The organism is Pseudomonas sp. GW821-FHT11G12, from assembly GCF_058808055.1.
In genome coordinates this window covers 287367-300887 of the sequence record NZ_JBXARH010000006.1, presented here as the reverse complement: position 1 = coordinate 300887, position 13521 = coordinate 287367, and the positions used below count along the sequence as shown (strand labels likewise).

The 13521-nt window shown below is 61.1% G+C and carries 14 protein-coding genes; 6 read left to right on the top strand and 8 right to left on the bottom strand.

Annotation, left to right across the window (positions count from 1 at the left end):
• Positions 1–28 precede the first annotated feature (28 nt).
• The 5 genes from AC1RR7_RS19860 to AC1RR7_RS19840 are packed head-to-tail and all read right to left on the bottom strand — an operon-like array spanning position 29 to position 3797.
• The gene (locus tag AC1RR7_RS19860; RefSeq protein WP_493158239.1) at positions 29–1018 is read right to left on the bottom strand and encodes a FecR family protein; all 990 of its coding nucleotides are present in this window, start codon (positions 1016–1018) and stop codon (positions 29–31) included.
• On the bottom strand, positions 1015–1581 hold the full coding sequence (locus AC1RR7_RS19855; RefSeq protein WP_096819110.1) for an RNA polymerase sigma factor: 567 nt from the start codon (positions 1579–1581) through the stop codon (positions 1015–1017). The genes AC1RR7_RS19860 and AC1RR7_RS19855 overlap by 4 nt, the downstream gene beginning before the upstream one ends.
• A gap of 4 nt (positions 1582–1585) precedes the next feature.
• Positions 1586–1909, bottom strand: coding sequence for a DUF3325 domain-containing protein (locus AC1RR7_RS19850; RefSeq protein ID WP_192559821.1), 324 nt, complete (start codon positions 1907–1909; stop codon positions 1586–1588).
• Entirely contained in the window at positions 1909–3495 is a 1587-nt protein-coding gene (locus AC1RR7_RS19845; RefSeq protein WP_493158237.1) for a PepSY-associated TM helix domain-containing protein, read from the bottom strand. The genes AC1RR7_RS19850 and AC1RR7_RS19845 overlap by 1 nt, the downstream gene beginning before the upstream one ends.
• Entirely contained in the window at positions 3492–3797 is a 306-nt protein-coding gene (locus AC1RR7_RS19840) for a DUF3649 domain-containing protein (RefSeq protein WP_096819105.1), read from the bottom strand. The genes AC1RR7_RS19845 and AC1RR7_RS19840 overlap by 4 nt, the downstream gene beginning before the upstream one ends.
• A 176-nt stretch (positions 3798–3973) precedes the next feature.
• Between AC1RR7_RS19840 and AC1RR7_RS19835 the strand changes: the two genes are divergently transcribed.
• The 3 genes from AC1RR7_RS19835 (at position 3974) to fecA (ending at position 7813) form a co-directional block, all read left to right on the top strand.
• Complete coding sequence (locus AC1RR7_RS19835) at positions 3974–4462, top strand: sigma-70 family RNA polymerase sigma factor (RefSeq protein WP_085730110.1); 489 nt, start codon at positions 3974–3976, stop codon at positions 4460–4462.
• The gene (locus AC1RR7_RS19830) at positions 4459–5388 is read left to right on the top strand and encodes a DUF4880 domain-containing protein (protein ID WP_493158235.1); all 930 of its coding nucleotides are present in this window, start codon (positions 4459–4461) and stop codon (positions 5386–5388) included. Before AC1RR7_RS19835 ends, AC1RR7_RS19830 begins: the two co-directional genes overlap by 4 nt.
• 91 nt (positions 5389–5479) lie before the next feature.
• A complete protein-coding gene (fecA, locus tag AC1RR7_RS19825; RefSeq protein ID WP_493158234.1) occupies positions 5480–7813 on the top strand; it encodes a TonB-dependent Fe(3+) dicitrate receptor FecA in 2334 nt (777 codons plus the stop codon).
• Positions 7814–7946: 133 nt separating this feature from the next.
• On the opposite strand, the gene AC1RR7_RS19820 is transcribed toward fecA, so the two are convergent.
• Together AC1RR7_RS19820 and AC1RR7_RS19815 are read right to left on the bottom strand one after the other, a co-directional pair.
• Positions 7947–8354 carry an HPF/RaiA family ribosome-associated protein gene (locus AC1RR7_RS19820; RefSeq protein ID WP_096819094.1) on the bottom strand — a complete coding sequence of 136 codons (408 nt, stop codon included), beginning with the start codon at positions 8352–8354 and terminating at the stop codon, positions 7947–7949.
• 200 nt (positions 8355–8554) lie between these two features.
• Positions 8555–9502 carry a LysR substrate-binding domain-containing protein gene (locus AC1RR7_RS19815; RefSeq protein ID WP_102619474.1) on the bottom strand — a complete coding sequence of 316 codons (948 nt, stop codon included), beginning with the start codon at positions 9500–9502 and terminating at the stop codon, positions 8555–8557.
• Between the two features lie 135 nt (positions 9503–9637).
• Here AC1RR7_RS19815 and AC1RR7_RS19810 point away from each other — a divergent pair, with 135 nt between their 5' ends.
• The 3 genes from AC1RR7_RS19810 to AC1RR7_RS19800 all read left to right on the top strand — a co-directional run bounded on the left by AC1RR7_RS19810 (position 9638) and on the right by AC1RR7_RS19800 (position 12896).
• Entirely contained in the window at positions 9638–11014 is a 1377-nt protein-coding gene (locus AC1RR7_RS19810; protein ID WP_102619473.1) for an L-serine ammonia-lyase, read from the top strand.
• 63 nt (positions 11015–11077) lie between these two features.
• A complete protein-coding gene (locus tag AC1RR7_RS19805; RefSeq protein ID WP_493065296.1) occupies positions 11078–12379 on the top strand; it encodes an HAAAP family serine/threonine permease in 1302 nt (433 codons plus the stop codon).
• Positions 12380–12578: 199 nt separating this feature from the next.
• Positions 12579–12896, top strand: coding sequence for a DUF3509 domain-containing protein (locus tag AC1RR7_RS19800; protein ID WP_096819085.1), 318 nt, complete (start codon positions 12579–12581; stop codon positions 12894–12896).
• Here AC1RR7_RS19800 and AC1RR7_RS19795 read toward each other — a convergent pair.
• On the bottom strand, positions 12893–13393 hold the full coding sequence (locus AC1RR7_RS19795; RefSeq protein WP_003221775.1) for a phosphate-starvation-inducible protein PsiE: 501 nt from the start codon (positions 13391–13393) through the stop codon (positions 12893–12895). The genes AC1RR7_RS19800 and AC1RR7_RS19795 overlap by 4 nt on opposite strands.
• Between the last annotated feature and the right edge of the window lie 128 nt (positions 13394–13521).

The window sequence follows — 13521 nt, the reverse complement described above, 5'->3', positions numbered from 1 at the left end:
TTACCTCACCACAAATTTGAAAATATTTTCAGCGCAGGATAATCAGCTTGCCCAGCACCTGATGCTGCTCGAATCCCAGAACTCCCTGCAGCGAATTCAGCACGGCTTGCGGATCCTTGCTCGGAAAGCTTCCGCTGACCTTGCGCGCGCCCAATTCGTCATTGAGTAACACGATCCGTCCCGGGTAATAACGCCGCAGATCCTGCACCACATCGGCCAGTGTCGACTTGTAGTAAGTGAGCCAGCCCTGACGCCAGGCCAGTTGCGCTTCGCTGTCCACGGCGTGCAGTTTTTCCGCGATGCCTTTGCCAAATGCCACTTGCTGGCCGGCGGTGAGAATCTGCTGCTCGGCATCCCGCGCCGCCGTCACGCCAACGCGCCCGGACAACACGGTGACTTGTGCGCCATGCGGTTGCAGGCGCACTTCGAACTGCGTGCCGAGCACCCGCGCCTGGCCCTTTTCAGCCTCGACCACGAACGGCTCGCCGGTGTGAGTCACGCTGAAAAAACCGGCGCCCCGACGCACCTGGACATGCCGCTCGCCATGACTGAAATCCACGGCGATGGCGCTGTCGGCATCCAGCGTGACTTGCGACTGATCGGCCAAGGTCACGGTGCGGATTTCGCCGGGTGCCGAAACATAGTCGGCGCCCAGATCATCGACCCAACGCTGCGGCTGCCAACCGGTGCCGAGGCTGATCATCAACAACAGACAGGCCGCCATTGCCAGCGCTCCGGCCCAACGTCGAATCTGCGGACGGCGCGGCCGGTCCATCGCATTCAGATAGCCCTGCAAGGCGAATGCCTCTTCATCCGCCAGAGTGCGGGCCGGCCCTTCGCTCAATTCCCAGATGACTTGCGCCTGGGCGTATGCCTCGGCGTGGGCCGGGTCGGCTCGCAGCCATTGGCTGAAGGTCAGTTGGTCACCGGTGCTGGGGCGGTCGTGCAACAGGCTCAGCCAGGCAAAAGCCGCCTGCTCCTGAGCGGGCGTCGGGATGACGCGGTCGGTGTGATTCACGGTGCTTTCCCTGGCAGGCGTGGCGCGGGTTCGCGCAGGCTGGCCTTGCAGGCCTCGAGGGCGCGCATCATATGTTTTTCCACGGCGCTTTGGGACAGGCCCATAGCCTTGGCGATCTCGGCGTACTTGCGCCCGTGGATGCGATTGAGCAAAAAGATCTGCCGCGTGCGCTCGGGCAATGCACGCAACGCCGCTTCGACGTGGCGCAGATCATTGCCTGCTTCGAGTGCCGCTTGCGGTTCGCTGGCGCTACTGTCCGGCTCATCCGGTTGCCAGCCTTCGTTGACCCGCACCCGCGTGCCTTCGCTGCGCAAATGGTCGATGGCGATGTTGCCGGCACAGCGCAGCAGGTAGGTGCTGAGCTCTTCAACCTGCACCAGCGGCCGGCGCCAGAATCGCAGGAACAGATCCTGCACCAGGTCCGCTGCCGTCGCCCGGCAACCGACGCGACGGTTCACCAGCGCTTCCATTTGCGGGCGCTGCGAGAGAAACACCTGAAGAAAATGCGCGCGCGCGCCGCTCGGTTCGTCGTCGCGGGATTCCGGGGGATGACCGATCAGCATTGCATCACCACGCCCATGCGGCGACCGGCGTCGCCAACAGGCTCAACGCCGCCATCGCCATTGCCAGTTTCGGTCGATAGGGCATCAGCAGCACCAGCAACAATGCGCTGATCATCAACACAGCGAACCAGTCGACCAGACCGAAACCCCAGCCGTTGGCAGCCACGGCGGCCCAGAGTGAAAGACACAGCAGCAACCAACCGGCGAGCTTCAGACTTTTTGCGCGTCGGTTTGAAGGCTTGTGACCCAGCAGCTCATCGTGATGTCGCGGCATCGACAGACACAGCGCAGTAAATCCGGCGTAACACAGCAACAGCGCCAGCAGCATCAGTGCGTCCCCTGCTCAAGCGTGATCGGCCGGGGTGTTTCGCGAGGTGTCTTTTTCACGCGGACGGTGTGGCCGGCACGCTGCATTTTCCAGGCGGCCCACCCCAGGAACAGACCGGTGCCGAGGCAGGTCAGGTCGAAACCGGCCAAGGCCCAGTCACCCTGGACCAGCGTGACGCCGAGGTGATGCGCAGTGGTCAATGCGTTGAGCAACGGCACCGTGGTGAACAGCAGCGCTGCCAGTGTCAATTGTTCGACCCAGGCTTTGCGACCGGGTCGGAGCAAGGCATGCACCAGGCTCAAAGCCCAAGCGATGAAGAACGCGTTCACTTCCCACTTGGCCCGGCCGTCGAGACTCAGTGGCAACAGACGGTTGGCCCAGAAGAACGCCGCCACCGCACTGACCAGCCCGGCCATGCTGGCGATGTTCAGCACTTCGACCAGCCGCAACTCGAACGGCATGACCCCGGTCTTGGCATGTTTGAGCTGACGTTTGCCAAGCCAGATCACCAGTCCGGTGCCGATCATTGCCGTGCCGGCCAAGCCGCAAATGAAATACAGCCAACGCAGCACCGGGCCGGCGAAATGGCCGATGTGCAAACCATAGAAACTGCCGGCAATCGTCATCGGCAGCGGTTTGGCCGGGGTCGCACCGAGGATTTGTCCGGTCACGCCATTGAAAGCCACGTCGCTGCCGTATTCGTAGGTGATCTTGTCGGAGCTGGCACGCGACACCTGCACCGAGACATTGGCGTCGCCGGGATTATTCACCGTCACCCGCGCGGCATGTCCGCCGCCCCAGTGCTCACTTGCACGTGCCAGCAGCGGTGCCATCGGCGGCAACATGGTGGGTATGCCTGCGCGCTCCGGGGCCGGCGTTTCGGGAAACACTTCATCGTAAAACGCACTGCGACCGCTGCCGTAGGACGCCAAAAGGCTCGCCGGCATAACCATCGCCATGAAGATCACCAGGCTGCTGTAGGTGATCATCAGGTGAAAAGGCAGCACCAGCACGCCCACCGCATTGTGCCCGTCGAGCCAGGTGCGCTGGCCTTTGTGCGGGCGGAAGGTGAAGAAGTCCTTGAAGATTTTCTTGTGGGTGATGATCCCGGTAATCAGTGCGATGAACATCACCATCGCCGCGCTGGTCGCCAGCCAGCGGCCCCACGGATAAGGCATTTGCAGCTGGAAGTGGAAGCGGTAGAAGAATTCGCCGCCGAAGCTTTTGCGCACGGGCACTTCGGCACCGGTCTGGGCGTCGAGGATTTTTTCGGTGAATCGGCCGCGCTGGCCGGGTTGGGTCGGGGCTTGCCAACCGACAGAGATCCCGGGCTCGCGCGTATCGGGAAGCGTGATCTGCCAGCTCGGCGCATCGGGCGCGCGCTGCTGCAGATAGGTTTGCGCCAGCGTCAGGCTCGCTTCGGCATCGAGCGGACGCGACGGGATTTCCGGCTGCATCCAGTGATTGGTCTCGTCCTTGAAATAGGCCAGCGTCCCGGTCAGGAAAATCGCGAACAGCAGCCAGCCGAAGACCAGCCCGGTCCAGGTGTGCAGCCAGGCCATCGCCTGCCGGAAACCCTCTTTCATGCGTAACCCAGACCCCGAGCGGCGCCGGAAATCGTCGCCAGAATCACGCTCGGCACCAGCAAACCGACCCACGCCGCCCAGGCACTACGGCAGGCGAAGCACCAGAGCACGGCCACCAGATACACGAGGAACGAAACCGTCATGCCGGTGATGACCGCTTCGGCGCGGTTCAGCGGCAACCACAGAGTCAGCGTGACACTGGCCAGCGCCGCGACCAGATAGCCGCCAAACACTGCCGCGAGCACCCGCGAAGTGACGGCCAGACGATAGGACATGGGGAGTGTGGCGAGTTTGGCTTTCATGTTTCGACCCTGAAACGGTTAACGCCCGGCCAACAGGCCGAGACGACAGGAATGCAATATTAATGATAAATATTCTCATACGCAAAAGAGTCTGATTGCCGGCATGCATTCACGGCCCTACAATGCGAACCATTCTTGTTCTCTAACGCATCCTGTATGCGCCCGGAGTGATGCCGTTGTCGTCCGCCCATCCCGTCGAATCGCTGTATCAGGCCCACCACAGCTGGCTCACTGGCTGGCTGCGGCGCAAACTCGGCTGCCCGGACAGCGCCGCCGATCTGGCCCAGGACACGTTCATTCGGGTGCTGACCGCACGAGAACCGCCGGTGATCATCGAACCCCGGGCGTTCCTCACCACGCTGGCCAAGCGTGTGTTGTTCAACCATTACCGCCGCCAGGACCTGGAGCGCGCCTACCTCGACACCCTCGCGCAGATGCCGGAAGTCGTCGCGCCTTCGGAAGAAGAGAAAGCGATCATCCTGCAAACCCTGATGGAGCTGGATCAGTTGCTCGATGGCCTGCCGCGCGCCGTCAAACGCGCATTTCTGCTGGCGCAGGTCGATGGCCTGACCTATCCGCAGATCGCCGCCGAACTGGGTATCTCCGTGGCCACGGTCAAACGTCATCTGAACAAGGCAGCGATGCGCTGCTACTTTGCTCTGTGAATCCGCCGATGGATTTTTCCGCGCAGGTTGCCGAGCAAGCGGTGCACTGGCTGCTGGAAATGCAGCAGGGCCCGTTGAATCCGCGTCAACAACAAGCCTGGCAACAGTGGATCGACGCTCACAGCGAACATCGCCGCGCCTGGGAACACATTCAGCGGGTCAATTCGCGGTTGCGGGGTTTGTCATCGCCACTGGCCCATGCCGCGTTGAACGCGCCAAAGTCCGGCAGTCGGCGTCAGGCTCTCAAATTGTTGCTGCTTCTCGGCGCCGGTTCGGCAGTCACCTGGGGGATGCGCGAGCACAATCCGTTGCCGTCGCTGCTGGCCGATTACCGCAGCCCGGTCGGTCAGCGCCGCAAGATATCGCTCGGCGCGGGTGGCCAGTTGCAGCTCAACACCGCGAGTGCGGCGGATGTCCGGGGAGATGGACTGATCCGTCTGCTCGAAGGCGAAATGCTGCTGACCGCCACTCAATCCTTCGAAGTGCAAACCGCGCAAGGCGTGCTGAAAACTCAAGGTGCGCGGATCAACGTGCGGCAGTTTGCCGACCGCACGCAGGTTGCGCTGTTTGAAGGTCGGGTCGAGTTGAACGCACAAGGTCGCTCGCCGATGTTGCTGCCGGTCGCCCGACAATTGAGCTTCAGCGCCACCTCCATCAGCGAAGCAAAACCGCTGGACGCCAACAGCGGCGCCTGGGCCGACGGCATGCTCGTGGCCGCCCACATGCGCCTGGGCGACTTCCTCGACGAACTCGGTCGCTACCGTCGCGGGCAGCTCAATTGCGATGCAAAAGTCGCTGACTTGCTGATCTCCGGGACTTATCCACTGGACGACAGCGAGCGGATTCTCGATCTGCTGGAAATCAGCCTGCCGGTAAAAGTGAAGCGTTTTACTCGCTACTGGGTGACGGTCGAAGCCAAGGTTTGATCAACCGTAAAAATAAATGAGCCGTTTTTCAGATCTGGCGTGACAGAGAAGGAAAGCCCCCCTTGATTCAACCTTCTCAGGACCGTCCTCCATGCTCCCCACCCGCCTCACGCCGCTGGCCCGAACCCTGCGCAATCTCGTCCTCGGCGCCAGCCTGAGCTTCAGCGCCATGCCCCATGCGCTGGCTGCCGACACCAAGGCTTACCACATCGCTCCGTCGTCGCTGGAAAACGCCCTCAACCAGTTCGGCCGTGAAGCCGGGGTGCTGATTTCCTTTGGCTCGCAGGTCACCAGCGGTGTGCAAAGCCGTGGGCTGGAAGGCAGCTACACAGCGGAACAAGGTCTGAACGCGCTGCTCGAAGGCACCGGCCTGCAAGCCCGCGCCGAGGGCGGCAATGCCTTCAGCCTGCAACCGTCGAGCGACAGCGCCCTGGAGCTGGACACCTCGAAAGTGGTCGGCGACTGGCTGGGTGAAGCCGCACAGGTCAACGTCTTCGAACATCCCGGCGCCCGTGACGTGATCCGCCGCGAAGAGTTCGAACGCCAGGGCGCGACCCAGGCCCGCGATGTGCTTAACCGCATTCCCGGCGTCAACGCGCCGGAAAACAACGGCACCGGCAGTCACGACATGGCGCTGAACTTCGGCATTCGCGGCCTCAACCCGCGCCTGGCCGCACGTTCGACGGTGTTGATGGATGGCATCCCGGTGCCATTCGCGCCTTACGGGCAACCACAGTTGTCGTTCGCACCGATCAGCATGGGCAACATGGACGCGGTGGACGTCGTGCGAGGCGGCGGCGCCGTACGTTACGGCCCGCAGAACGTCGGCGGCGTGGTCAACTTCGTGACCCGGGCGATTCCTGACGAGCCGACCGTCAAGGGCGGTTTCCAGACCGAAACCAGTCCTTCGTCGAGCCATGACGGCTTCAAGACCAGCGCCAACCTGCTGGCCGGCGGCACCAATGCCAACGGTCTGGGCGGCGCGTTGCTGTACTCCGGCACTCGCGGTGGCGACTGGCGCGAACACAGCGACACGGAAATCGACGACCTGATCCTCAAGGGCAAATACCAGCTCGACGAAGCCAACAGCTTCAACGCCATGGCCCAGTATTACGAAGGCAAGGCTGACATGCCCGGCGGTCTGAATGTCGCCGACTACGATGCCGATCCGTATCAGTCGACCCGACCGAAAGACCAGTTCTGGGGCCGTCGCACGATGTTCAATTTCGGCTACCGCTATCAGGAAGATCGCCGCGAATTCACCGCCAACACCTTCTTCACCAAGACCCTGCGCAGCGGTTATCTGGATCAGGGCACATTCCTGTCGCTGTCGCCGCGCGAATACTGGGTTCGCGGTCTGGAAACCCGTTTCGCTCAAGGTTTCGACCTCGGCTCGACCAGCCATGAAGTCGGCGTCGGCTATCGCTACATCAATGAGGCCGGCCACGAGTTGCGCTATCGCACCCCGATCGCCAGCAACGAATACCCGACCACCAACAGCCGCAACGACCGCGACACCCGTGGCGGTACCGAAGCCAATGCGTTCTTCGTCGATGACCGCATCGACATCGGCAAGTGGACGATCACCCCGGGCGTGCGCTACGAGATGATCGAGTCGCAGCAGACCAACAATCTGACCAACGTCAAATACAAGGGTGACTACAACACCGCGCTGCCGGCGTTGAACGTGCTGTACCACCTGACCGACACCTGGAACCTGTACGCCAACACCGAAGGTTCGTTCGGCAGCGTGCAATACAGCCAGATGCCCAACCGCGTGAGCAGCGGTGAAGTGAAACCGGAGAAGGCCCGCACCTGGGAACTCGGCACCCGTTACGACAACGGTGCCCTGCGAGCGGAAATCGGCGCGTTCCTGATCAACTTCGACAACCAGTACGAAAGCAATCAGACCAACGATTCGGTGATCGCCCGTGGCGAAACCCGCCATCAGGGCATCGAGACCAGCGTCAATTACGCGCTGGATGACTTGAGCCCGGCGCTGGCCGGCTTCGATGTCTACGCCACTTACGCCTATGTCGACGCGACCATCCGCGAAGACGGTCCGAACAAGGGTAATCGTGTGCCGTTCTCCTCGAAACACAAAGGCACGATCGGCGTCGGTTACACCGAAGGGCCGTGGAAGCTGAACCTGGACAGCAGCTTCCAGAGCGACCAGTTCGCCGACAACGCCAACACCTCGAAAGAAAGCGCCGATGGCAGCACCGGCAAGATTCCGGGCTACATGCTGTTCAGCAGCCGCGCCGGTTATGACTTCGGCCCGCAGCTGTCGGACCTGAACGTGGCGGTGGGGGTGAAGAACATCTTCAACACCCAGTACTTCACCCGTTCGTTCGATGACAACAACAAGGGCAAATACGTGGGTGAGCCGCGCACGGTGTATGTGCAGACTTCCGTTGCCTTCTGAGATCTACATGCATCCAGCCCTCTCCCGAAGGGAGAGGGGGTTCATATCTGATCCACTCACGAAACCCACCAGAAACGAAACGGGCCTGCAATTGCAGGCCCGTTCTCATTGGGTGACTTATAAAATCAGCGTATCAACTGTTGATCGCTGCCTGTTCGTTTTCCAGAAATTCTTCCTCCAGCAGCGCGTCATTCGCCTTGCTGGTAAATGGCACCACTGCGGCTCGCGGTTTGCCCCGCAGTTTGCCAAACAGGTGCTCCAGCGCGTGCTCCAGTTTTTCGGCTGCACCATCGATCGCCTGTTCCAGCGAATCGGCTTTGTGGGTGACGGAAATCGGTTGATGGCCTTTTGGCCGCGCTTCCAGTTGGCAGCGCAAATCATGGGGACCCGGTTTGTCACCGTTCTCGTCGCTCAGATGGACTTCGACACGGGTCAGGTCTTCCTCATAACGGTCGAGCGTGCTCTCAATTGTGGTTCGTACCCACTCCTCCAGTCGTTTGCTGCTTTGAATATGGTTGTCGCTGTTGACTTGGATTTGCATAGTTCATCCCTTATTTCAGCTAGCTCGCAAGAGGCCTTGAACAGGATTTCGTGACCTCTTGATTACAACAATCGGCCCGTGTGACGAACATTTCAACCCCTGAAAAAAGATAAATATTCATACGCAAAAAAAGCCGGACAACCGAGTGAAGCGCTGGTAAGGTCGGGAGTTGGGTCGCCTCACTCCCCTGCAAAATTTGCTCACAATTGGCCATCACCCAACGGGTGCAGGCTACGAAAAATCCCCGCCTCTTCCACCAGCCAGTCATGCACCGCCCGCACGCCCGGATGGCTCAGCGCCCCTGGTGCGTAGAGCAAGACATAGCGCTTGTGATTGGGCACCGAAATCCCGAACGGCACGATCAACGTCCCCCGCTCCAGCTCGTCGTTGAGCAGCGTGCGCCGGGCAATCGCCACACCCATGCCGGCAATCGCCGCTTCGATGGTCAAGTGATTACGATTGAACGTGTGCCCGCGCCGTACGTCGGCGCCATCGAATCCGATGGCATTGAGATAAAACTCCCACTCCGCGTATTCATAACTGCCGCGCCAGGCCGTGATGTCGTGCAGCAGCGGGAAGTGCACCAGATCCGCCGGCCCGTGCAGCGGCGGTCGTCCGCGCAACAGGCTCGGCGCGCACACCGGGAAAATCTGCTCGTCGAGCAAGGCTGTGGATAACAATCCCGGATAACTGCCGTCGTTCAAGTCGATGGCCAGGTCGAAATCCCCTTCATGCAACGGCACGCTGCTGTCCTCGGCCACCAGCCGCAACTGGATATCCGGGTAACGCTGTTGCAGGCGCGGCAGGCGCGGGGTGAGCCATTTGCTGAGGAACGATGGAATCGAACGCACCCGCAGAATCCCGCTGATCATCCCCGCATCCAGACGACGCAGCTCAGCATCGATGCTGCCATAAGCCTCGTTGACCGTAATCGCCAGTCGCTGTCCTTCAGCACTCAGCTCCACGCCCCGTGCGCGACGGTGAAACAGGCGAAAACCCAGACGCTCTTCCAGCTGTCGGATTTGCTGACTCACCGCCCCCGGTGTGATGTGCAACTCCTCGGCACAACGGGTGAATGACAGGTGCCGCGCGGCACAGGAAAACACCTGCAGCCAGACGTAAGTCTGGGCATGCAATTGACGACTCATGGTTTAGTCCTGCTAAAGGCTTACTTAGGAAGTTTCGTTAGTCACGTTGAAGCGAGGTAGGCAGTATCGCCGACATTGCGCTTGTCCTACAAAAAATGGCAGCGATTCCTACTCCATTGCTTGTAAGGGTTTAGCATGGCTATCAGTGTTTTCGATCTATTCAAAGTCGGCATCGGTCCGTCCAGTTCCCACACCGTCGGCCCGATGCGCGCCGCCGCGACCTTCGCCCAAGCCCTGATCGACCAGCATTTGCTGCTCGACGTACAGCGGGTGGAAATCCGTTTGTACGGCTCGCTCTCGGCCACTGGCGTCGGTCACGCCACTGACCGTGCAACGGTCATGGGCCTGATGGGCGAATGGCCGGACAGCATCGATCCGTCGACCATCGAACCGCGCATCCAGCAACTGCGCGAGACCGGCCAACTGTCCCTCGCAGGTACACGCTCGATTGCCTTCAACTGGCAAGACGATCTCCTGCTGCTGGACGAGAGCCTGCCCTACCACCCCAACGCCATGTCGCTGACAGCCTTCGGTGCATCCGGGCAACTGTTCGAGCAGACGTACTACTCGGTGGGTGGCGGTTTCATCATCGAAGCGGCCGAAGCCGAATCCGGTGTAGCACCGGCCGGCGACGTGGTGTTGCCGTACGACTTTTCCAGCGCTGCGGAACTGCTGTCGCTGTGCAACAAACACAACCTGCGTGTTTCCGAACTGATGATGGCCAACGAACGGGCCTGGCGCAGCGATGCCGAAATCCGTCAGGGCCTGCTGCATATCTGGTCGGTGATGCGCGAATGCGTCGAGCAAGGTCTGCGTCACGAAGGCGTGCTGCCTGGTGGTCTGAATGTTCCGCGTCGTGCGGCGAAATTGCACCGCAGCCTGCTGGAAATCGGTAAGCCGAACGTCATCAGTTCGACCCTGTCGGCGATGGAGTGGGTCAACCTGTTCGCCCTCGCCGTCAACGAAGAAAACGCCGCCGGCGGGCGCATGGTCACCGCGCCGACCAACGGTGCCGCCGGGATCATTCCGGCCGTCCTGCACTACTACATGAAATTCAATCCGGACGCGTCCGACGATGACGTGGTCGCGTTCTTTCTGGGCGCGGCAGCGGTCGGCATCCTGTGCAAGAAAAACGCCTCGATTTCCGGCGCCGAAGTCGGCTGCCAGGGTGAAGTCGGCTCTGCCTGCGCCATGGCCGCTGCTGGTCTCGCCGACGTGCTCGGCGCTACCCCGGAGCAACTGGAAAACGCCGCCGAAATCGGCCTGGAGCACAACCTCGGCCTGACCTGCGACCCGGTCGGCGGACTCGTGCAGGTGCCGTGCATCGAGCGCAACGCCATCGCTGCGGTGAAGGCGATCAACGCCACACAAATGGCCCTGCGCGGTGACGGCAAACACTTCATTTCCCTCGACCGGGTGATCCGCACCATGCGCGATACCGGCGCCGACATGCATGACAAATACAAAGAGACTTCACGAGGCGGCCTGGCCGTGAGCTGGGTGGAGTGCTGAGGAGCGCTCCCTGACCGCCTGTAACACGTGAGCCCGAGCAAGAATAATAACGAGGCAAAAACGATGACCGATGTACGCACACCTGCTGCCGAAAACCCCGCTGTAGACCGCACACGCAATAGCGAAATCGCCCACAAGGGCTGGAGCAAATTCGACACCACCTGGATGCTTGGCCTGTACGGCACGGCCATCGGTGCCGGCACTTTGTTCCTGCCGATCAACGCCGGTGTCGGCGGTTTCTGGCCGTTGCTGATCCTGGCGGTGCTGGCGTTCCCGATGACCTTCTTCGCGCACCGGGGCCTGACCCGCTTCGTGCTGTCGGGCCGCTCCGGTGATATCACCGAAGTGGTGGAAGAACACTTCGGCGTCGGTGCCGGCAAACTGATCACGCTGCTGTATTTCTTCGCGATCTTCCCGATCCTGCTGGTGTACAGCGTGGCGCTGACCAACACCCTGAGCAGCTTCCTCGAACACCAGTTGCACATCGCCCCGCCGCCGCGCGCAGTGTTGTCGCTGGCGTTGATCCTCGGTTTGATGGCCATCGTGCGTTGCGGTCAGAGCGTGATCGTCAAAGCCATGAGCGTGCTGGTGTATCCGTTCGTCGCCGCGTTGCTGCTGCTCGGCATCAGCCTGATTCCGAACTGGAACGGCGCGTTCTTCGCCAGCGCCCAGGAAGCGATGCCGATGTCGGTGTTCTTCAAGACCCTGTGGCTGGCGATCCCGGTGATGGTGTTCTCGTTCAACCACTCACCGATCATTTCCGCGTTCGCCGTCGAGCAGAAACAACGCTACGGCGACCAGGCCGAACGCAAGAGCAGCGGCATCCTCGCCATGGCCCACGGCATGATGGTGGTGACCGTGATGTTCTTCTGCTTCAGCTGCGTGCTGGCACTGTCGCCGGCTGATCTGGCAGCGGCCAAGGCGCAGAACATTTCGATCCTGTCGTACCTGGCCAACCACTTCCAGACGCCGGTCATCGCTTACGCCGCGCCGCTGATTGCGCTGGTGGCGATCACCAAATCCTTCCTCGGCCACTACATCGGCGCCAGCGAAGGCTTCCAGGGCATGATCGTCAAAAGCCTGCGCGGCCGTGGCCGGGTGATGTCGGCGAGCTGGCTGAACCGTGCGACGGCGCTGTTCATGATCCTCAGCTGCTGGGCCGTGGCGACCTTCAACCCGAGCATCCTCGGCATGATCGAAACCCTCGGCGGGCCGGTGATTGCCTGCCTGTTGTTCCTGATGCCGATGTACGCGATCCGCCGTGTGCCAGCCTTGCGCCAGTATTCGGGCCAGGTGTCGAACGTGTTCGTGGTGCTGATCGGCCTGATTGCACTGTCAGCGATCATCTACTCGGTTCTGCCCTGAAACGGGCCGCAAACGAAGAAGGCGAGCCATGGGCTCGCCTTCTTTTTGGCCGGTTTCATTGTTCGACAAAATTCCCGGCATGTCCCTTGCTACATCCCTGAAGGAGACAGGACCACGGAATGGCCGACGGTCAGGTTTGGCGAACCAACCCGATCAAGGCCGGTCAACAACTGCACGTTCAATCAGGCGGTGACGCATCATGGACAATCCTTTTCAGATCATTACCGATGCCTTCGCGCCGGACTATCAGATCAACCTGAGCATTCAGGGCCTCGACGGCAGCATCATGCTGACCCTTTCCAACAGCGGCCGGATCGTCGCCAAACGGATGATCAGCGCCGACCAGCGCAACGACCCCAAGCGCCTCAAACGACTGGTGCAGAGCATTCAGTTCGGCATCGCCATCGAACAGGGCCACAGCGCCATGGCGATCCTGGAAGCCATGACCCGCGGCGACGGGCTCACCCCGCCACCGCGCCAGATCAAGGGCCAGCATCGGCCATCGATCGGTCTTTAGAGCTCGCCCTTCTCGATCTCGGGGTGTTCACCAGAACCCGCACCGAGCTTGCGTTGCGGCTTCTCGATTTTCACCGAAGGGAACTGCGACGAGGCGTAACGCACCACCAGGATCGAGAACGCCAGCAGCAGAATCCCGCCGCACAGGTAAATGATGCCCATGTCCGGCGGGTTGTGGTGCGAAACGTTGGAGATCAGCAGGCGCGTCAGTGCGGTGATCGCCACATAGATCAGGAAGCGCACCGGCATGTGGTTGGTCTTGAAGTAAATCCCGACCATCGCCCCCAGTTCCAGATAGATGAACAGCAACAGAATGTCATCGATCTTGATGTGCCCTTCCTCGAGCATCCCGAGAAATTCCATCACTGCCGCCCAGGCGGTCACCGCGCCAATGGCGAACAGCGCCAGGTAGTGGAAGGTCTCGACGAACAGGTTGCCCAGAGACTCGGCCAGTTGGTGCACGTTTTGCCGCAGTTTCTCGGCCCAGTTGATTTTCACGATGAAGGTTCCTTAGCCCGGTTCGAGCGGATGTTGCACGCTTGGATGTGACGGTTATTGCGCACGCACACGGATGCATGCAGAAAAGAGGCCACGCCATCATGGCGAGGCGCCGCGAAACCCGCGCC